Source organism: Leifsonia sp. RAF41 (assembly GCF_052114085.1).
Taxonomy (GTDB): domain Bacteria; phylum Actinomycetota; class Actinomycetes; order Actinomycetales; family Microbacteriaceae; genus Leifsonia.
Genome location: NZ_JBFREB010000001.1, coordinates 3,464,039 through 3,483,472, shown reverse-complemented (window position 1 = coordinate 3,483,472; position 19,434 = coordinate 3,464,039). Strand labels below are relative to the sequence as shown.

Below are 19,434 nucleotides of genomic sequence, written 5' to 3'. Positions count from 1 at the left end.
ATCGACGGCATCCGACGCCGTCACCCGTGAATGTCGTGGAAGAATCGCGTCATGACCGTCACTTTTCCGTTCGTCGCCGACAGCATCGACCGCGCCCTCCTCGCCGAGCTGCAGCGGGACGGTCGCCAGTCAGTGGCCGAGCTCGCCCGCACGGTCCACATGTCGAACAGTGCTGTCGCGGAGCGCCTCCGCCGGCTGGAAGAGGCCGGTGTGATCGCGGGATACCGTGCGGTCGTCGATCCGGAACGTCTCGGCTACGGCGTCCTGGCGTTCCTGCGTCTCCGCTACCCGAGCAGCCAGTACAAGCCGCTGCACGACCTCCTGGCGGACATCCCGGAAGTCGTGGAGGCCCACCACGTGACGGGCGACGACTGTTTCATCCTGAAGGTGGTCGCCACCTCGATGCGTCACCTGGAGCAGGTCAGCGGCCGGGTAGGAACCCTCGGCAGCGTGACGACCAGCGTCTCGTACTCGAGTCCGTTCCCGACACGGCCGATCGTACCGCCAGCCGAGTAACACGCTTCCGCGTCGGTCAGCCGCGCGACTGAAACTCGCGAGAATGAACAACTCGCGAGAATGAACACTGTGGAGCCTAGGAGATTCGAACTCCTGACATCCTGCTTGCAAAGCAGGCGCTCTACCAACTGAGCTAAGGCCCCAAAGACAAGGTTGGTGGGGATACGAGGACTTGAACCTCGGACCTCTTCGTTATCAGCGAAGCGCTCTAACCGCCTGAGCTATATCCCCGAATGGGCAGATACGAGACTACCCGATCTGCCCGAGCATTGCGAAATCGGTCAGTTGTTGGTGAAACCGACCAGCAAACCGCCCGTGATCTTCACCGAGAGGTTGTACAGCAGCGCGAAGACGGCGCCGAGCGCCGTCACCACGACGATGTCGAGGATGGCCACGATGAGCGAGAAACCCATCACCTGTCCGAGGCCCAGAATCGACCGGAGGTCGCTGCCACCGGCGCCGGAGATGTCCTTGAACAGGCTGTTCACCTGGTCGAAGATGCCCGTGCGGTCGAGCACCGTCCACACCAGGAAGGTGCCGACGACTGCGATGATCGCCAGGCAGATGCCTGCGAGGAACGACAGCTTCACGGTCGACCAGAAGTCGATGTAGACCAGCTTGAGCCGCACCTGCTTCGAGGATGCGGGTCGACGGGTCGACTTCTTGGCGAGCTTGTCGGCGACGCTACTGCTCATCTACGGTTTCTTCCTTCCCGACCGCCTCAGCATCCTCCGCGGGACTGGAGGATTCGAGGTCGCGTTCGGTGTTCTTCGCCAGAGCGATGATTTTGTCCGACTCGGCGAAACGTGCAAAGACGACACCCATGGTGTCACGGCCCTTGGCAGGTACCTCGGCCACGGCAGAGCGTACCACCTTGCCGCTGGCAAGAACCACAAGGACCTCGTCGTCCTCGCCGACGATGAGCGCACCCACCAGGTCGCCCCGGTCGACGTTCAGCTTGGCGACCTTGATGCCCAAACCGCCTCGGCCCTGGAGGCGGTACTGGTCGGCAGCGGTCCGCTTCGCGTACCCGCCCTCGGTCACGACGAACACGTATCCCTCGTCGGAGACGACCGAGGCGTCGAGCAGCCGGTCCTCCCCGCGGAAGTGCATCCCGATCACGCCGGAGGTGGAACGGCCCATCGGTCGCAGCGCCTCATCGGAGGCGGTGAATCGGATCGACATGCCCTTGCGTGAGACCAGCAGCAGGTCGGAATCCTCCTCGACCAGCAATGCGGAGACGAGTTCGTCGCCTTCGCGCAGCTTGATCGCGATGATGCCGCCGGTGCGGTTGGTGTCGTACTCCGACAGCGCGGTCTTCTTGATCAGGCCGTCGCGCGTGGCCAGCACCAGGTACTTCGCCACCTCGTAGTCGCGGATGTCGAGGATCTCAGCGATCTGCTCGTCCGGCTGCAGCGCGAGCAGGTTGGCGACGTGCTGGCCCTTGGCGTCACGGCCGGCCTCCTGCACCTCGTAGGTCTTGGCGCGGTAGACGCGTCCTTGGTTCGTGAAGAAGAGCAGCCAGTGGTGCGTGGTGGTCACGAAGAAGTGATCCACCACATCCTCGCCGCGCAGCTGCGCGCCCTTCACACCTTTGCCGCCGCGGTGCTGGCTGCGGTAGTTGTCGCTCCGCGTCCGCTTGATGTAGCCGCCGCGCGTGACGGTGACGACCATCTCCTCTTCCGGGATGAGGTCTTCGACGCTCATGTCGCCGTCGTAGCCGAACATGATCTCGGTGCGACGGTCGTCGCCGAAACGGTCGACGATCTCGGTGAGCTCCTCGCTCACGATCGACCGCTGGCGCGCGGGGTCGTCGAGGATCGCGTGGTACTCCGCGATCTGCTTCTCGATCGCCTCAGCCTCCTCGATGATCTTCTGACGTTCGAGGGCGGCCAGGCGACGCAGCTGCATCGCGAGGATCGCGTCGGCCTGCACGTCGTCGACGTCGAGCAGCCCCTTCAGGCCCTCGCGCGCGTCGTCGACCGTGGCCGACCGGCGGATGAGCGCGATCACGTCGTCGAGCGCGTCGAGCGCCTTGAGGTAGCCGCGCAGGATGTGCGCGCGCTCCTCGGCCTTGCGCAGACGGAACCGCGTGCGACGGACGATCACTTCGATCTGGTGGTCGACCCAAGCGGTGATGAACCCGTCGAGGGACAGCGTGCGCGGCACGTTGTCGACGATGGCGAGCATGTTGGCGCCGAAGTTCTCCTGCAGCTGCGTGTGCTTGTACAGGTTGTTGAGGACGACCTTCGCGACCGCATCCCGCTTCAGCACGATCACGAGTCGCTGCCCGGTACGGCCCGAGGTCTCGTCGCGGATGTCGGCGATGCCGCCGATGCGGCCTTCCTTCACCAGATCCGCGATCTTGATCGCCAGGTTGTCCGGGTTCACCTGGTACGGGAGTTCGGTGACGACCAGGCAGACCCGACCCTGGATCTCCTCGATCGTGACGACGGCACGCATGGTGATGGAGCCGCGACCCGTGCGGTAGGCGTCGTGGATGCCTTTGACGCCGAGGATCTGCGCTCCGGTCGGGAAGTCCGGTCCCTTGATCCGCTTGATGAGCTCCTCGAGCAGCTCCTCGCGCGGCGCGTCCGGGTTCTCGAGGTGCCACAGCGCGCCGGCCGCGACCTCGCGCAGGTTGTGCGGCGGGATGTTCGTGGCCATACCGACCGCGATTCCGACCGAACCGTTGACCAGCAGGTTCGGGAAGCGGCTGGGCAGGACGGCGGGTTCCTGGGTGCGGCCGTCGTAGTTGTCCTGGAAGTCGACGGTGTCTTCGTCGATGTCGCGGACCATCTCCAGCGCGAGGGGAGCCATCTTCGTCTCGGTGTACCGGGGGGCGGCGGCGCCGTCGTTTCCGGGCGAGCCGAAGTTGCCCTGGCCGAGCGCCAGCGGGTAGCGGAGGCTCCACGGCTGCACGAGTCGCACCAGTGCGTCGTAGATGGCCGTGTCACCGTGCGGGTGGAACTGACCCATCACGTCGCCGACGACGCGAGCGCACTTCGAGAACGCCTTGTCGGGGCGGTACCCACCGTCGAACATCGCGTAGATGACGCGGCGGTGCACCGGCTTCAGGCCGTCGCGCACCTCGGGCAGCGCGCGCCCGATGATGACCGACATGGCGTAGTCGAGGTACGACCGCTGCATCTCCGACTGGAGGTCGACCTGATCGATCCTCCCGTGGATGCCGAAGCCGGCACCATCGCCCGACACGTTCTCTTCGTCCGTCACAGTCTTCTCTTCCTCGTAGTCCCTAGCAGTTCATCGGCGCCGAAGCGTCAGATGTCGAGGAACCGCACGTCCTTGGCGTTCTTCTGGATGAACGAGCGTCGCGATTCGACGTCCTCGCCCATCAGGGTGGCGAAGACCTCATCGGCCACTGCCGCATCGTCGAGCGTCACCTGGAGCAGGGTCCGCGTCTCGGGATTCATCGTGGTCTCCCACAGCTCCGAGTAGTCCATCTCGCCGAGACCCTTGTAGCGCTGCACCCCGTTGTCCTTCGGGATGCGCTTGCCGGCCGCGAGTCCCTCGGCCATCAAGGCGTCGCGCTCCCGGTCGGAGTACACGTACTCGTGCTCGGCGTTCGACCACTTGAGCCGGTAGAGCGGCGGCTGCGCGAGATACACATACCCGAGCTCGATCATCGGGCGCATGTAACGGAACAGCAGCGTCAGCAGCAGCGTCGTGATGTGCTGGCCGTCGACGTCGGCGTCGGCCATGAGCACGATCTTGTGGTACCGCGCCTTGTCCGGGTTGAAGTCCTCCCCGATGCCGGCGCCGAACGCCGTGATCATCGCCTGGACCTCGTTGTTGCCGAGAGCTCGATCGAGGCGCGCCTTCTCGACATTCAGGATCTTGCCGCGGAGCGGGAGGATCGCCTGCGTCTCGGGGTTGCGTCCCTGTACGGCGGAGCCGCCGGCCGAGTCGCCCTCGACGATGAAGATCTCGGAAACCGTCGGATCCTTGGACTGGCAGTCCTTGAGCTTGCCCGGCATTCCGCCGCTCTCCAGCAGCCCCTTGCGGCGCGCGGTCTCGCGAGCCTTGCGGGCTGCGAGTCGTGCGGTCGCGGCCTGCAGCGCCTTGCGGATGATGTCCCTGGCCTGATTCGGGTTGCGGTCGAACCAGTCGCCGAGCTGGTCGCCGACAACCTTCTGCACGAACGCCTTGGCCTCGGTGTTGCCCAGCTTGGTCTTGGTCTGGCCCTCGAACTGCGGCTCGGAGAGCTTGACCGAGATGACCGCGGTCAGTCCTTCTCGTACGTCGTCGCCGGAGAGGTTGTCGTCCTTCTCCTTCAGGATGCCCTTCTCACGCGCATATTTATTGACCAGCGTGGTCAGCGCAGCACGGAATCCCTCTTCGTGTGTGCCGCCCTCGTGGGTGTTGATGGTGTTGGCATAGGTGAAGACGCTCTCGTTGTAGCTCGTCGTCCACTGCATGGCGACCTCGAGCGCGATCTTGCGGTCACTGCCCTCCGACTCGAACGAGATGATCTCGTCGTGCACGACCTCCGCCTTCTTGGCCGAGTTCAGGTAGTGCACGTAGTCCATCAGCCCGCGCTCGTAGAGGAACACGTCGTGCCTCGGAGCGAACTCGTCGTCGTCGACCTCGCCCTCGACGGGCTCGATCGCGGGGGGACGCTCATCGGTGAGAGCGATGCGGAGGCCCTTGTTGAGGAAGGCCATCTGCTGGAACCGGGTGCGGAGCGTTTCGTAGTCGAACTCGACGGTCTCGAAGGTCACCGGGCTCGGCCAGAAGGTGATCGTGACGCCCGTCTCGTCGGACGCCTCACCCTGCTCGAGCGGTGCCTGTGGCACGCCGTCGCGATAGCTCTGCCGCCAGACGTGTCCCTGGCGGCGCACTTCGACGTCGAGACGGGCCGAAAGGGCGTTGACGACCGAGCTGCCGACTCCATGCAGACCGCCGGAGACCGCGTACCCGCCTCCACCGAACTTGCCGCCGGCGTGCAGGATCGTCAGCACGACCTCCACGGTCGACTTCTTTTCGACCGGGTGCTCGTCGACCGGGATGCCTCGACCGTTGTCGACCACGCGAACCGCGCCATCCGAGAGGATGGTCACCTCGATGTTGTCGGCGTAGCCGGCGAGCGCCTCATCGACCGAGTTGTCGACGATCTCATAGACCAAGTGGTGGAGGCCACGGGGACCGGTCGAACCGATGTACATTCCGGGTCGCTTGCGAACCGCTTCCAGACCCTCGAGGACCTGGATCTCGTTCGCGCCGTATTCGTGTTCTTCCCGGGCCGTGTTCGGTTCCGTCGTCATATGAAATTAGGCTCCTGACCGCACTCAATCGTGACAGTCCAGTCTACCAAGAGCCGACGCGCTAAATGCCGGAAAACGGCCGTCTGACGCATTTTCTCGTGCGCGGCGACCTCTTTTGTGCTCTTAGCCGTAAGTATCGCGCGGGCCACGCCCTGGAATCGACCTGGGGCCTCTTTTCCAAGAGGGGGCGTCCGGCCCTTGAAAACGGATTGACTCGATGCCGGCTTGAGGGAACCGCTCCGCGATGCGCGCAAGCAGTTCTGATCGCATCATCCGCAGCTGCGTCGCCCATGCGGTGGACTCGCAACGGATGACCAGTACGCCGTCGCTGATCTGGTCCGGAATGGCGTGTTTGGCGGTCTCCTCGCCGGCGAGTTCGCGCCACCCCTCGAGGAGGTCGGACTGCGCGAGCGCGGAGGTCCAGCCGAGCTGGGCCGCGAGCGCATCCACCACGTCACCCACTCCGTGCGGGTCTCGCCCATTGCCGAAGGGGCGGCTGGTCGAAGCGCCCTCCTCCCGACCCGCGGTCCGCCGCCTCCGAGCCGGCGTCCCCGTGAAGAGGGACTTGAGCCTCAGATAGACGGCGGATGCCTCGCTGGGCTGATCAGGCATCGGGGGTCTCCACGATCGCGCCCGCGTCGATCCGCACGGTGTGCGCTGTCAAGCCATCCGGCACGTCGTCGAACACCGCTGCTGTGATGAGAACCTGCTCGTAACCGGCTACGGCAGTTGCAAGCATTCTTCTTCGAGCCTGGTCCAACTCGGCGAAGACATCGTCGAGGATGAGAACCGGATCCCCCGTCGTCGATTCCCGGCGGAGCAGTTCGGCCGACGCCAGCTTGAGCGCGAGAGCGAACGACCACGACTCTCCGTGGCTCGCATACCCCTTCGCCGGAAGGCCATTCAGTTCGAACAACACATCGTCCCGGTGTGGACCGACCAGGGTCAGTCCGCGATCGAGCTCCTTGCGACGAACCGCGGTGAGCGCGCGACGGAAGGCCTCGGCGGTTGCGACACCGGCTGAGCCCGTTACAGCGTCGTCCACGCTTTCACCGTCGTCCTCCACATGAGCACCGTGAATGGTCACCTGCGGAACGAGCCGGGGGTGGTGATCATCACCCGCAACCGACCGGTAGGCGGCGACCAGCGGGTCACTGAGGCGCGTGACCAGGTCGAGTCGCGCATCCATCAGCTCCGAGCCCAGCTGGATGAGACGCTCATCCCAGATGTCCAGGGTGCCGAGCTGATCCTCCCGGACCCGGGTGGCCCGCGCCGACTTCAGCAGAGTGTTGCGCTGCTTGACCACGCGCTCGTAGTCGGCGATCACCGCCGTGAACCGGGGGTTGCGCTGGATGAGCAACTGATCGAGGAAGCGCCGGCGGATTCCCGGCTCGCCCCGAACGAGCGCGAGATCCTCCGGCGCGAACAGAACACTGGAGAAGTACCGGGGCAGCTCTCGCGGCTTGATGGCTGCCCGGTTGACCTGGGCGCGATTGGGCGAACTCCGGTTCAGTTGCATCTCGACCAGCAGTTCGCGGCCTTCATGCTGGATGCGCGCCCGCACGATGGCGGCGTCCGCATCCTTCCGGATCATCGCCTGGTCGCTCGACACCCGGTGCGACCCGAGGGTGCTCAGGTAGCCGAGCGACTCGACGAGATTGGTCTTCCCCTGACCGTTGCGGCCGACGAACAGATTCGCGCCGGCCGCGAACGGGACTTCCGCGGTGCGGTAATTACGGAAGTCGGTCAGGGAGAGATGTGTGACACGCAACGAGTTTTCAGTCCACGGCCTTCACGGCGTGGCCGCCGAACTGGTTTCGCAGTGCCGCGACAGCCTTCATGGCCGGGGAGTCCTCCTGGCGCGAGACGAACCGCGCGAAGATCGAAGCGCTGATCGTCGGGACCGGGACGGCGTTGTTGAGCGCCTCCTCCACGGTCCAGCGACCCTCGCCGGAATCCTGGACGTAGCCCTCGATGTGCTCGAACTCCGGGTCCTGCTCGAGTGCACGGACGAGAAGGTCGAGCAGCCAGGACCGAACCACGGTTCCGCGCTGCCATGCCTTGAACGTGCCGGTCACATCCTTGATGATGTCCTTGCGCGTGTCGAGCAGCTCATAACCCTCGGCGTACGCCTGCATCAGCGCGTACTCGATGCCGTTGTGCACCATCTTCGCGTAGTGCCCAGCGCCGACCTCGCCCACGTGGACGAAGCCCTCGTCGCGCGGTCCCTCTGGTCGCAGCGCGTCGAAGACGGGCATGACGCGCTGGACCTGGTCGGCAGAGCCGCCGACCATCAGGCCGTAGCCGTTCTCGAGACCCCAGATGCCGCCGGAGACACCGACGTCCATGAAGTCGACGCCACGCGGCGCGAGAAGTTCGGCGTGTGCGAAGTCCTCCGTGAACTTGGAGTTTCCACCGTCGATGACGAGGTCGCCCTTCTCGAGCAGCGGCTCGAGCTCGCGGATGACCGAGTCGGTGATCTGGCCGGCGGGGACCATCACCCACACCGTGCGAGGCGCGGGGAGGGCTGCGACCAGGTCGGCCATGGTTGCGACGTCCGAGACCTCCGGGTTCGTGTCGTAACCGGTGACGTCGATGCCGTTCTTCTCCAGCCGGGCACGCATGTTGTTGCCCATGCGTCCGAGACCGATGAGGCCGATGTGCATGATTGTCCTTCTCTTCTCTTGCTTCTTCCGACGCCGGGCGCTAGCGCAGCAGCAGGTTCGGCTGGAGCAGATACTTGTAGGAGTCCGCGCCTGCCTGATCCTTGGACGTCTGGCTCGTGATGAGCACAGGGCCCGGCTTGTTGGGGTTCTCGGTCTTGGTGAACGAGATGCGCACGAATTCCGAGTGCACCGCACCGAGACCATCGAGCAGGAACTGCGGCTTCAATGAAACCACCGTCTCCTGGCCAGTGAGAAGAGCGTCGATGCTCTCGGATGCCTGCGCCTGCTCGGAACCGATCGCTTCCAGCGTCAGTCCGTCGGCGGAGAATGTGTAGCGGAGCGCGGCCTCGCGCTCGAGGACGAGGGCGACGCGACGGGTCGCCTCGATGAGTTCGGCGGTGTTGACCACCGCGTAGTTGTCGACCTGTTCCGGGAAGAGCCGACGCACGGGCGGGAAGTTGCCCTTGATCAGCAGCGAGGTGACCGTCTTGCGATCCGCAGTGAAGGCGATCAGCTCGCGGTCGTCGCGGTTGGTGATCGAGATCGAGACGTTGCCGCTGTGACCGAAGGTCTTGCCGATTTCGGTCAGAGTGCGTGCCGGGACCAGCGCCGTCACCGGCTCGCCCGAGGTGGTGCCGTTGTCCCAGTCGATTTCGCGAACAGCGACGCGGTAGCGGTCGGTGGCGACGAGGCCCAGTGTGTTGTTCCCGACCTCGAGCTGAACCCCGGTGATGACCGGCGTGACATCGTCCCGGGATGCGGCCACGCCGACCTGGGCGACAGCCTGTGCGAACTCCTCGGCCGGAACCAGCCCGGCTTCCCCACTCACCTGCGGGATGCTCGGGTATTCCTCGACCGGCATGGACAACAGCGTGAAGTTCGCCGATCCTGCGCGGACCACGATCTTCGACTCTTCGGTCGAGAATCGCACCGGCGCGTTCGGCAGCTTGGATGCGATCTCCGCCAGGAGCCGGCCGGAGACGAGCACGCGTCCCGGCTCCTCCACCTCGGCGGAGATCTCGGTCTGTGCCGACACCTCGTAGTCGAACGACGACAGTTGAAGTCCGTTGTCTGTCGTCTCGATGAGCACACCGCTCAGGATGGGCAGGGTCGTCCGCTGCGGGAGGAGCTTCACCGCGAACGAGACGGCTTCGCTGAACACATCCCGGTTGGCTTGGAACTTCACGAGTCACCTCTGTCGGCTCACGGATAACGGACGTGACAAATCCTAGCCCCTGGCCTGTGACGCGGATGCGGCGAGCGTCCGACCCCAGGAGGTTGTCGTCTGCCCCCTTGAAGAAGAGTTAAGAAATAATCTTGTTAACCGCTGTGGAAACTGTGGATAACTCTGTTGAAGCCGCACGAACACAGGGAACTACAGCTCCGTGACTTGTTGATGACCTGAGGAATGCGCCTGTTCACAGGGATGCGTGTCCAGAGAACCGTCGGTGCACTTTTCACAGGTGCAGGTCGGCCGTCCCCATTAAACGTGTAGTTCTCCGGAGGCTCTCCACAAGTTATCCACAAGTGTTAATAACGCACTGTCCCCACTCTGGGGATGGATATGTGGATAAGTTCTGCGCTAGCGGGAGTGCTGGCTACTTGCCGTAGCGGTGGTTCTGCTTGATCCGACTGGTCAACTCGGTGACCTGGTTGTAGATCGAGCGCCGCTCCTTCATGAGCTCGCTGATCTTCTTGTTCGCGTACATGACGGTCGTATGGTCGCGGCCGCCGAACAGCTGTCCGATCTTCGGCAATGAGAGGTTCGTCAGCTCACGGCACAGATACATGGCGATCTGTCGTGCGGTCGCCACAGCCTGCGAACGGCTCGAGCCATAGAGGTCGTCGACGGTCAGCTTGAAGTACTCGGCCGTGTTCGTGATGATGTCCGTCGGTGCGATCACGTTGTCGTCGTCGAGCGTGATCAAGTCCTTGAGCACCGTTTGAACGAGGGGCATATCGACGGGAGTGCGGTTGAGGCTCGCGAACGCCGTGACGCGAATCAGCGTCCCTTCGAGTTCGCGGATGTTGCTTGAGACCTTAGAAGCCATGAACTCGAGGATGTCGTCCGGCACCTGGATCTTCTCGCTCTGCGCCTTCTTACGCAGGATCGCGATGCGAGTCTCGAGGTCGGGGACCTGGACATCGGTGATCAGGCCCCACTCGAACCGCGACCGCATGCGGTCCTCGAATCCGGTGAGGTGCTTCGGAGGCAGGTCGGACGTGATGACCACCTGCTTGTTGTGGTCGTGCAGCGTGTTGAAGGTGTGGAAGAACGCCTCCTGCGTCTCCACCGCCCGCTGCAGGAACTGGATGTCGTCGATCAGCAGGATGTCGATGTTGCGGTAGCGCGCCTGGAACGACGAGCCACGGTTGTTGGCGATCGAGTTGATGAAGTCGTTGGTGAACTCCTCCGACGAGACGTACCGCACCCGGATCCCGGGATACAGGCTCATCGCGTAGTGACCGATCGCGTGAAGGAGGTGAGTCTTGCCCAGACCGGAGTCGCCGTAGATGAACAACGGGTTGTAGGCCTTCGCGGGCGCCTCGGCTACGGCGACCGCCGCAGCATGAGCGAAGCGGTTCGACTGACCGATGACGAAGTTGTCGAAGCTGTACTTCGAGTTCAGCCGGGTGTCGCCACCGCGGGGAGGTGCGGTGATCTCGGTCGGTGGGTTGACCGTATGCGCCGCGGACGGGTCGATGTAGGCGGACGGGATCTCGGGATCGCCGCCCGGCCCCGCCATCGTCTCCTGCTGGATCTCGGGGTTGACCACGATCGCGAAGGTGTTGACGGCCAGCGTCTCGTCGAGTCCGCCGATGGCGTTGAGCAGGGGAAGACGGCTGCGCTGCTCGATCATTCCCCGGGTGAATTCGTTGGGAACCTCGAGGTAGAAGGTGCCGGCCATGATGCCCTTGGGCTCGACCAGGCTGAGGAACCCGTACAGCTGCGGGGTGATGCGGTCGTCCGTCTCGAGCTTGCCGAGCACGTCCTGCCATGCCGCAGCTATGGGCTCTTCGCTGCCTGCCATCGTTCCCCGTCTTCGTCTGTGTTGCGGATGCCGTCAGCCCGACGAAGGACGAGTCGACCCCCGGTGACTCTCGTCGGGTTGGCGGCTCGGATGCCGCCGGTGGGTATTCACAGAGTTATCCACCGCTGTGTGAGAAATACCGTAGCCATCTCCGGCCAGAATTGGGATGACCTGGGGATAACTTTCGACCTCACGGTAACTTGTGCACAGGAAGTCGATCAAATCCGTTCCGCGGCATACGTCGGCGCGTCGGACGCCTTTTCCCTGCCAATCACGTGCATAATCAGTGGATTTGGCTCGACCGGTTTGACCTGATCCGCCCCAGGCCGTAGTTTTAATCAGTTGACTTGCAGCCGTTTTCGGCTGCCCTGAAACTTTCCTGGCTCTCACGCTGACGATCACCATTCAGCGCAGGCCTGTGAAGCAACCCACGGAGATAGAGACATGAGCAAGAGAACGTTCCAGCCGAACAACCGCAAGCGCGCGAAGACCCACGGCTTCCGCCTTCGCATGCGCACCCGCGCCGGTCGTGCCATTCTTTCGGCGCGCCGCACCAAGGGCCGCACCAAGCTCTCCGCCTGATCCTTCTCCGACAGACGGCCGGCCGGTGCTTGCGAAGGTCAATCGCATCACGCGGGGGGCGGACTATCGGGTGACTGTGCGTCGAGGTGCTCGTTTCTCCGGAACGAACACGCTGACGTACATTCGCCCGAATCCTGACACCGACGTGGTGAGATTCGGCTTCATCGTGAGCAAGGCGGTGGGCAACGCCGTCACACGGAACCTCGTGCGTCGTCGGCTGAAGGCAGCATCGTACGACCTGCTCTCCCATTTCGCGGGCGACGAGTCGCCGGCCGCCGGGCTCGACGTGGTGGTGCGCGCATTGCCAGCCTCCGTACAAGCACCGTGGGCTAGCCTGCACGAAGAACTCTTCCGGGCATCGACCCGGTTCACCAGCCGTCTTCACTCCACCCGAAGTGAAACCAGTAAGGGCAGCGTCCGTCCATGACCACCGCGATCGCAGCAGTGCTCCTCGCACCGCGGAACATCGCAGTGCTGGTCTTGCGTGCGTATCGCGCGGTGATCTCGCCGTTGTACGGCGACGTGTGCCGGTACTACCCGTCGTGCTCCGCTTACGCACTTCAAGCCATCCAGCAGCACGGGGTTCTCGTGGGCTCGTTCCTCGGGGTCCGTCGCATCCTCCGCTGTCATCCGTGGGCAGCGGGCGGGGTCGATGACGTCCCGCCGGCGAGGAAGCCGCGCTATCGGGTAACCCCGTTCGGATTCGTGGTCGCCACCGGCCAGCACAGCTTCATCAGCCAGGGAAAGGCCTAGCTACAAGACATGGACATCATCGGAACCATCCTCTGGCCCATCAAATGGGTCGTGGAACTGATCCTCGTCGCCTTCCACTGGCTGTTCACTCAGATGGGTCTCGACCCGGCTGCGGGCATCACCTGGGTGCTGGCGATCGTCGGTCTGACCGTGGTCGTCCGCGCGGCCCTGATCCCCATCTTCGTCCGCCAGATCAAGAACCAGCGGCGGATGCTGGAAATCGCGCCTCACCTGAAGAAGATTCAGGACAAGTACAAGGGTAAGAAGGACCAGTTCTCGCGTGAAGCGATGTCACGCGAGACCATGGAGCTCTATAAGAAGACGGGCACCAACCCGCTGAGCTCGTGCCTCCCCCTGTTGCTGCAGATGCCCGTGTTCTTCTCGCTGTTCCAGGTGCTGAACGGTGCCCAGGGTGGGCATGCCGGTGTCGGTCCGCTGAACGAGGAGCTCGCACAGCAGTTCGGAAACGCAACGCTTTTCGGCGTCGCTCCCCTGCACCAGAGCTTCCAGGGTGCCTTGAACTCCCACCCGCCGCAGGTCGCGGTCATGGTCATCGCAGCCGTCATGGTTGTGCTGATGACGGGCTCGCAGTTCCTCACGCAGCTCCAGATCGTCTCCAAGAACATGTCGCCCGAGACCAAGGCGAGCCCGCAGTTCAAGCAGCAGCGCATCCTGCTGTACCTGCTGCCCTTCGTTTTCCTCTTCTCTGGTTTCGCCTTCCCGCTCGGCGTCATGTTCTACTGGCTGACCTCGAACTTGTGGACCATGGGTCAGCAGTTCCTGGTGATCCGCAACATGCCGACACCAGGTTCGGACGCGGCCAAGGCGCGCGAGGCTCGTCTCGCCAAGAAGGGGAAGCTCGTCCAGCCGGACGGGTCGACCGTTTTGACGGTCGAAGAGCAGCCGGCGAAGCAGCCGACGCAACGAGTTCAGCCCGTCGGCAAGTCCCGGGCCAAGAAGCAAGCAGGAAAGTAGTGAGGGTTTCGAACCGATGACCGACGTGCAGACCTCCTCCCCCGAGCCGACTGGTGTCTCCGCCCCGGCCGACGTCCCCGAGACGACCGACGCCGTGCAGACGGCTGGTGTTTCCGAGACGGACGGTGTGGTCGCCGTCGAAGAGACGATCGAGCCCGCCGACCTGGATCGCGAAGGCGACATTGCCGCCGACTACATCGAGGAACTCCTCGATATCGCGGATATCGACGGCGATATTGACATTGACACCCGTAACGGTCGCGCCTACATCTCGGTGAACGCCGAGGGTGGCTCGAACCTCGCCGTGCTCGCGAAGTCGGATACCGTCGCAGCCCTACAGGAGTTGACGCGCCTTGCGGTGCAGAACCAAACCGGCGGTTACTCGCGGTTGATCCTAGACATTGCCGGTTCCCGAGAAGCTCGACAGGGTGAACTCGGCGAGCTCGTGGACCGCGCGATCGCACGTCTCGAGGAGGGCGCTGCAGAGGCGGCCCTCCCCCCGATGTCGTCGTACGAGCGCAAGCTGGTTCACGACCTCGTCTCTGATCGTGGCTTCGTTTCAACCTCGCGGGGCGAGGGGCGCGACCGCTACACGGTCATCACTGCCGCCTGAGTTTCACGTGAAACTGTGACCGACGTCGAGGTTGAACCGCTGGCCGCTTCCGATTTATTCGGAGCGCGCATCGAACTCGCGAGACGCTTCACCGCGAATCTGGCGGCTCAGGGCGAGGAACGCGGACTGATCGGTCCTCTCGAACTTCCGCGACTGTGGTCGCGCCACATCCTGAACTCTGCGATCGTCGCTCCTTTGCTTCGACCTGGACTAGTGGGGGACGTGGGGAGTGGCGCCGGCCTACCCGGTCTTGTGCTGGCAATCGCCCGTCCGGATGTGTCGTTCGTGCTGATAGAGCCGATGGAGCGCCGAGTCGCCTGGCTTTCGGAGCAAGTGGAAGAGTTGGCGCTGGACAACGTCAGCGTCGTCCGCGCCCGAGCCGAGGAGGTTCGCCTCGACGGTCCACTCGACCAAGTCACCGCCCGCGCGGTGAGTGCGTTCCGTAAGTTGCTCCCTCTGACCGCTCCCCTGCTTCGCGACGGGGGGGAACTGGTTCTCATGAAGGGAGCTGGAGCGCCTGCCGAAGTGGAAGCAGCCACAAAAGAGATTCGGAAGTTCAGAGTCCACGATATCGAGGTGCTCACCCTCGGCGAAGGTACTCTCAACGAGGTCACGCGCGTCATTCGGGCCACTGTTCGCTAGATCGAAGCGCCGCCCTAGCTCGTTAGGATCGCTCTGAGACAAGCAAAGCAGTGTCTTCGCGTGTCTCAGCGCCATCCTAAGCTCATATCGAGACTGCGCTTACGGCCTTTCGTGGCGCTGATCGGGCTCAACCAGCGACTGTAGTGAGCGGAATTCGTTATACAGGTTCACATTGCATATGGCATGCGAATGCGACTAAGGGCGCGATTCAGTGGGCGGTGGCCGATAGAGGGACGGCCAAGTCGGTGAGATCGGCTTGACGCAGACTGGTGGAGCTTCACCACCGCCTGGGTCGGATGCAATTTCGGGTGGGATCAAGGACATCACTTCCACGACGGATAGCGGCCCGGGCGATTAAGGTGGGGTGGATGTCCGCTCCCCTCTACGTGCGATTCCGTTCGCCCATACCGAATGCTCGCGGTGTCCAGGTCGGCGTCTTCGCGCTCGCCAATGGTCTTGCGGGCGCCGGGAAGCTCAACGAGGACGAGCACGCGCGATGGAGACGCAGCAACGACTGGTTCGAGGTTGCATATGCGGAGCCAACGCGGACCCATCCGGCTGTCTACGATCGCACGGTAAATCCCGGTGCGGTCGCCTGGTTCAAGATCTCCGCCGTCGAGCTGATCGAGAAGACAATGGTCTACACACAACTGTTGGACGCACATCGTGTGGCATGGGAACGCGTCGAAACCTCGTTCCCGGGACGCATCCTCTACGAGGACGACATACAGTTCATCGCCACTTGTGAGGCCAACGGCGGCTGATCAGTCAGGGGTGTGCCGACAACCTCCCTGGAGTGGCGGCGCGCCACGATCAAGGTGGCCCACTCTCGGTGTGATGGCCGGACAGCGGTATCAGTGAGGGCACATGCGCCCCGGATCACTCGCACACATCCGCGTCGGCTGTTGCGCCCCTCTTCCGATCTTGCCGGAGCCTAGTGGCGCAGATTTTGCTGTGGCTCCATGGCTCCCGGTATGGGACGCCTTTGCCGGCCACTGGCGAGAGGCCACACGCCGACTATGCGCTGCTCCCCCAGCGTAGACTCGCCAAGCTGCGTTTCGGGTCCGACAGCCAGCCGGCGATCGCGGGACAGTGATGGTGGTCTTCGGCGTCATCCTCGCTGCGCGCGACCATTCTTCACTTTGGTTCCCACGGAGTCGGATCGACACAACATACTGGAGACGCTGCCGACGCTTCGCGGGCAGGGCGGACTGGTAGTTATGGCTCGCGGACGCCGGACGTTTCACGTGAAACCCTGGCAGCGAGCTGCGATATGGATGGGTGACGTGACCGTCTCTCGGCAACCGCTCTCTGCCACTGTGACAGGCGTGAGCACAGGGTGCGTTTCACGTGAAACCCTGGCGATCGCTGATGGACTCAGGTGGATTCCCCGGGGAAGTCTCCACCGGAAGCCCTAACGTCTATTGATGACCGCGTTGGAGCTCGGGGACATTTCGAGTGAGACCCACTCCGTTGGCGGTGGGACCGCGTTGGAGGCGCCGGGGTGTTCACGTGAAACCCTCGCAGTTGGTGGTGGATCCGCGTTGGAGACCCTGGCGACGCTTCACGCGAAACGCACCCTGTTGGTGGTGGGTCCGCGTTGGAGCCGCCGCGGGCGTTTCACGTGAAACCCAGCCTGTTGGCGGTGGGTTGAGTTGGAGAACCCGGGGACGCTGCACATAAACACACTCCGTTGGCGGTGGGCCCGCGTTGGAGTCGCCGGGGTGTTTCACGTGAACCCTCGCTGTTGGTGGTGGGTCCGCGTTGGAGACCCTGGCGACGCTTCACGTGAAACGCACCCTGTTGGCGGGGGGGCCCGCGTTGAAGACCTCGAGGCGCTTCACGTGAAACGCGCGCTCTTGGTGGTAGGCCCGCGACGAGGCATCGGGTGGGAGACGCCGGGATGTAGCACGCGAGGCCATCGCATCTACCGGTGGGATCGAGTCGGAGACACCGGGGAGTCCCAGGTGAAGCTGCCACAGCTGCTACTGGGATCCAGCGCGCAGCGCCGGATCAGCCAGGCGTCGGGAAATTGCGGGTAGTGAGAGCAGAGTGATCGGAACCTGCAACTGGTAGTGGTTATGCCCGCCATTCGAACGGGCCGCTCGCTGGGAGCCTGACGGGGCCCTGCAGTCTTCAGGCCCAATGGCCCTGAACGTTAAGCGACGGCACTGCTGGCTTCACGTGAAACGGAAGTCAGGACGGATGCGTCAGTTGCCGCAGCGTTTCACGTGAAACCGTGGTCGCCCTCCGACAGCACGCCGTCCGCAGACATGGTCACAAACGACCTGCAATACTCGCTCCCCACAGCTCGCGCGGCGCGGCGAGAAGCGTCGGACTTCCGAGTTAGAGTTGAACAACGGGTGCGCTGCGGGTGTGCCGACGACCGACCAAGAGCCGGTGCGAAGCACCAAGGAGCGACGAGGTTTCACGTGAAACAACCCCACGAGAACGAGCGCGGAGTAGGTGAGATCGACAGCGATATGGAGCCTGTGACCACCGCTGCATCCTTCGACGGGACCACACCGCTCGCTCAAGAGCTTCAAGACCTCGCGCGCCGTCGGCAGGCGATCGCAGCCACCACGCTCCCCCTCCCCTCCAAAACCCGCATCTTCACCATCTCGAATCAGAAGGGCGGCGTGGGGAAGACGACGACGGTCGTCAACCTCAGTGCGGCACTCGCGAAATCGGGTGCACGCGTCCTCGTGATCGACCTCGACCCGCAGGGAAATGCCTCGACGGCGCTCAGTGTCGAGCATCGCGAAGGCACGCCGAGCGTCTATGACGTCGTGGTCAACGACCAAGAGATGGACGAGGTCATCCAAAAGAGTCCCGAGTTCGACGGCCTCTTCGTCATTCCCGCAACGATTGATCTCGCAGGTGCCGAGATCGAGCTCGTGTCGATGGTCGCACGCGAGCAGCGACTGTCGCGCGCACTCGACCGATTTCTCGACGAATACGACATCGACTACGTGCTGATCGACTGCCCGCCCTCCCTGGGACTCCTCACGATCAACGCGTTCGTCGCGGCAACGGAGGTTCTGATCCCCATCCAGTGCGAGTACTATGCGCTCGAAGGGCTCAGCCAGCTGCTCAAGAACATCCAGTTGATCGAACGACACCTGAACCCGAAGCTCCAGGTTTCGACGATTCTGTTGACGATGTACGACTCCCGCACCAATCTGGCGCATCAGGTCGCTGCCGACGTGCGCGAGCACTTCCCCAACGAGGTCCTCGACACGATCATCCCCCGCTCCGTCCGTATCTCTGAGGCTCCCAGCTACGGCCAGAGCGTCATCAGCTACGACACAAACTCCAGTGGCTCCCTCTCATACATGGAGGCGGCCGCAGAAATCGCACGCAGAGGAGTACCCCGCTAATGGCAGCGAAGCGCACCGGACTGGGCCGAGGCATCGGCGCACTCATCCCCACCAGCGACCAGACGAGCCGCCCCGTCGACGTCTTCTTCCCGGAGAGCTCCGGCGGGAGCTCGATGACCGCAGTAGCGGTGGCCGAGCGCGACGACGATCTGGTTGCCGTTCCGGGAGCTCGTCTCGCCAGCCTCTCCCCCGACGACATCGTCCCGAACCGGGCGCAGCCGCGTACCGAATTCGACCGGGATGCTCTCGATGAGCTGGTGGCGAGCATCCGCGAGGTCGGCGTACTGCAGCCGGTCGTCGTCCGCCCGATCCCCGACGAGCCCGGACGCTACGAACTCATCATGGGTGAGCGCCGCCTGCGCGCGACGAAGGAACTCGGCCTCGACGCCATCCCGGCCGTGGTCAAGGAGACCGCCGACGAGGACATGCTCCGGGATGCGCTCCTCGAGAACCTGCATCGCAGCCAGCTGAACCCTCTCGAAGAGGCCTCCGCCTACCAGCAGCTCCTCGCCGACTTCGGCATCACCCAGGACGAGCTCGCGAACCGCATCGGCCGCTCGCGCCCCCAGATCACCAACACCATCCGTCTCCTGAAGCTGCCGGCGGTCGTGCAGTCGCGGGTCGCTGCGGGCGTGCTGAGTGCAGGCCACGCCCGCGCCATCCTGTCACTGGGTGACGACCAGGAGGCGATGATCCGCCTCGCCGACAAGATCATCAATGAGGATCTGTCGGTCCGGCAGGCGGAGGCGGCGGCCAGCAAGACGCCCAAACCGGAACGGACCAAGGCCACCGCTGGGCGGCATCGCGGTCACCTGGATGAGATCGCGGGCACGCTCGGCGACCGCCTGAACACACGCGTCAAGATCACACTGGGAGCAAGAAAAGGCCAGATCGTGGTGGATTTTGCGACCATCCAGGACCTCAACCGCATCCTCGATGAGATCGGCCAGCCCAGCTTCAGCTGACCCGCGCTGAAACAGCGGGGACGCG

18 protein-coding genes and 2 tRNA genes are annotated in these 19,434 nt (G+C 63.8%); 10 read left to right on the top strand and 10 right to left on the bottom strand.

Features of this window, described 5'->3' with window-relative positions:
- Positions 1–51: 51 nt before the first annotated feature.
- On the top strand, positions 52–516 hold the full coding sequence (locus AB4Y74_RS16945; RefSeq protein WP_441800224.1) for an Lrp/AsnC family transcriptional regulator: 465 nt from the start codon (positions 52–54) through the stop codon (positions 514–516).
- A gap of 70 nt (positions 517–586) precedes the next feature.
- Here the strand turns inward: AB4Y74_RS16945 and AB4Y74_RS16940 are convergent.
- The 10 genes from AB4Y74_RS16940 to dnaA form a co-directional block, all read right to left on the bottom strand.
- Positions 587–659 (bottom strand) — tRNA-Ala (locus tag AB4Y74_RS16940).
- A gap of 11 nt (positions 660–670) precedes the next feature.
- Positions 671–747: transfer RNA gene (locus tag AB4Y74_RS16935), tRNA-Ile, on the bottom strand.
- Between the two features lie 50 nt (positions 748–797).
- Positions 798–1,211: a DUF3566 domain-containing protein gene (locus AB4Y74_RS16930; protein ID WP_441800223.1), complete on the bottom strand. Its 414-nt coding sequence runs from the start codon at positions 1,209–1,211 to the stop codon at positions 798–800.
- Complete coding sequence (gyrA, locus tag AB4Y74_RS16925) at positions 1,201–3,750, bottom strand: DNA gyrase subunit A (protein ID WP_441800222.1); 2,550 nt, start codon at positions 3,748–3,750, stop codon at positions 1,201–1,203. Before gyrA ends, AB4Y74_RS16930 begins: the two co-directional genes overlap by 11 nt.
- Before the next feature lie 47 nt (positions 3,751–3,797).
- On the bottom strand, positions 3,798–5,801 hold the full coding sequence (gene gyrB, locus AB4Y74_RS16920; RefSeq protein WP_441800221.1) for a DNA topoisomerase (ATP-hydrolyzing) subunit B: 2,004 nt from the start codon (positions 5,799–5,801) through the stop codon (positions 3,798–3,800).
- A gap of 123 nt (positions 5,802–5,924) precedes the next feature.
- On the bottom strand, positions 5,925–6,254 hold the full coding sequence (locus AB4Y74_RS16915; RefSeq protein ID WP_441800220.1) for a DUF721 domain-containing protein: 330 nt from the start codon (positions 6,252–6,254) through the stop codon (positions 5,925–5,927).
- A 151-nt stretch (positions 6,255–6,405) separates the two neighbouring features.
- Complete coding sequence (recF, locus tag AB4Y74_RS16910; protein WP_441800219.1) at positions 6,406–7,572, bottom strand: DNA replication/repair protein RecF; 1,167 nt, start codon at positions 7,570–7,572, stop codon at positions 6,406–6,408.
- A 7-nt stretch (positions 7,573–7,579) separates the two neighbouring features.
- On the bottom strand, positions 7,580–8,539 hold the full coding sequence (gnd, locus tag AB4Y74_RS16905) for a phosphogluconate dehydrogenase (NAD(+)-dependent, decarboxylating) (RefSeq protein WP_441800472.1): 960 nt from the start codon (positions 8,537–8,539) through the stop codon (positions 7,580–7,582).
- Entirely contained in the window at positions 8,508–9,653 is a 1,146-nt protein-coding gene (gene dnaN / locus AB4Y74_RS16900; protein WP_441800218.1) for a DNA polymerase III subunit beta, read from the bottom strand. Before dnaN ends, gnd begins: the two co-directional genes overlap by 32 nt.
- A gap of 412 nt (positions 9,654–10,065) precedes the next feature.
- Complete coding sequence (gene dnaA / locus AB4Y74_RS16895; protein ID WP_441800217.1) at positions 10,066–11,499, bottom strand: chromosomal replication initiator protein DnaA; 1,434 nt, start codon at positions 11,497–11,499, stop codon at positions 10,066–10,068.
- Positions 11,500–11,943: 444 nt separating this feature from the next.
- On the opposite strand from dnaA, the gene rpmH reads away from it, so the two are divergent.
- From rpmH to AB4Y74_RS16850, 9 genes are all read left to right on the top strand, one after another.
- Positions 11,944–12,081 (top strand): 50S ribosomal protein L34, encoded by a 138-nt coding sequence (gene rpmH / locus AB4Y74_RS16890; RefSeq protein WP_441800216.1) that lies wholly within the window; start codon positions 11,944–11,946, stop codon positions 12,079–12,081.
- Between the two features lie 25 nt (positions 12,082–12,106).
- Complete coding sequence (rnpA, locus tag AB4Y74_RS16885) at positions 12,107–12,508, top strand: ribonuclease P protein component (RefSeq protein WP_441800215.1); 402 nt, start codon at positions 12,107–12,109, stop codon at positions 12,506–12,508.
- Complete coding sequence (gene yidD, locus AB4Y74_RS16880; protein ID WP_441800214.1) at positions 12,505–12,834, top strand: membrane protein insertion efficiency factor YidD; 330 nt, start codon at positions 12,505–12,507, stop codon at positions 12,832–12,834. The genes rnpA and yidD overlap by 4 nt, the downstream gene beginning before the upstream one ends.
- A 9-nt stretch (positions 12,835–12,843) precedes the next feature.
- Positions 12,844–13,809 (top strand): membrane protein insertase YidC, encoded by a 966-nt coding sequence (gene yidC, locus AB4Y74_RS16875; protein WP_441800213.1) that lies wholly within the window; start codon positions 12,844–12,846, stop codon positions 13,807–13,809.
- A gap of 16 nt (positions 13,810–13,825) precedes the next feature.
- Entirely contained in the window at positions 13,826–14,422 is a 597-nt protein-coding gene (locus AB4Y74_RS16870; RefSeq protein ID WP_441800212.1) for a Jag family protein, read from the top strand.
- A gap of 15 nt (positions 14,423–14,437) precedes the next feature.
- Positions 14,438–15,064, top strand: coding sequence for a 16S rRNA (guanine(527)-N(7))-methyltransferase RsmG (gene rsmG, locus AB4Y74_RS16865; protein ID WP_441800211.1), 627 nt, complete (start codon positions 14,438–14,440; stop codon positions 15,062–15,064).
- 368 nt (positions 15,065–15,432) lie between these two features.
- Positions 15,433–15,828 (top strand): hypothetical protein, encoded by a 396-nt coding sequence (locus tag AB4Y74_RS16860; RefSeq protein ID WP_441800210.1) that lies wholly within the window; start codon positions 15,433–15,435, stop codon positions 15,826–15,828.
- A gap of 1,719 nt (positions 15,829–17,547) precedes the next feature.
- Positions 17,548–18,444 (top strand): ParA family protein, encoded by an 897-nt coding sequence (locus AB4Y74_RS16855; protein WP_441800471.1) that lies wholly within the window; start codon positions 17,548–17,550, stop codon positions 18,442–18,444.
- Positions 18,444–19,409, top strand: coding sequence for a ParB/RepB/Spo0J family partition protein (locus tag AB4Y74_RS16850; protein ID WP_441800209.1), 966 nt, complete (start codon positions 18,444–18,446; stop codon positions 19,407–19,409). The genes AB4Y74_RS16855 and AB4Y74_RS16850 overlap by 1 nt, the downstream gene beginning before the upstream one ends.
- Positions 19,410–19,434 lie beyond the last annotated feature (25 nt).

What these genes read in the sequence shown, in the direction of transcription:
- dnaA (WP_441800217.1), bottom strand. Translation starts at nt 11,499, where the DNA reads ATGGCAGGCAGCGAAGAGCCCATAGCTGCGGCATGGCAGGACGTGCTC.
- AB4Y74_RS16855 (WP_441800471.1), top strand. Translation starts at nt 17,548, where the DNA reads ATGGAGCCTGTGACCACCGCTGCATCCTTCGACGGGACCACACCGCTC.
- AB4Y74_RS16860 (WP_441800210.1), top strand. Translation starts at nt 15,433, where the DNA reads ATGTCCGCTCCCCTCTACGTGCGATTCCGTTCGCCCATACCGAATGCT.
- yidC (WP_441800213.1), top strand. Translation starts at nt 12,844, where the DNA reads ATGGACATCATCGGAACCATCCTCTGGCCCATCAAATGGGTCGTGGAA.
- AB4Y74_RS16850 (WP_441800209.1), top strand. Translation starts at nt 18,444, where the DNA reads ATGGCAGCGAAGCGCACCGGACTGGGCCGAGGCATCGGCGCACTCATC.
- gyrB (WP_441800221.1), bottom strand. Translation starts at nt 5,801, where the DNA reads ATGACGACGGAACCGAACACGGCCCGGGAAGAACACGAATACGGCGCG.
- AB4Y74_RS16930 (WP_441800223.1), bottom strand. Translation starts at nt 1,211, where the DNA reads ATGAGCAGTAGCGTCGCCGACAAGCTCGCCAAGAAGTCGACCCGTCGA.
- AB4Y74_RS16945 (WP_441800224.1), top strand. Translation starts at nt 52, where the DNA reads ATGACCGTCACTTTTCCGTTCGTCGCCGACAGCATCGACCGCGCCCTC.
- yidD (WP_441800214.1), top strand. Translation starts at nt 12,505, where the DNA reads ATGACCACCGCGATCGCAGCAGTGCTCCTCGCACCGCGGAACATCGCA.
- AB4Y74_RS16870 (WP_441800212.1), top strand. Translation starts at nt 13,826, where the DNA reads ATGACCGACGTGCAGACCTCCTCCCCCGAGCCGACTGGTGTCTCCGCC.
- rpmH (WP_441800216.1), top strand. Translation starts at nt 11,944, where the DNA reads ATGAGCAAGAGAACGTTCCAGCCGAACAACCGCAAGCGCGCGAAGACC.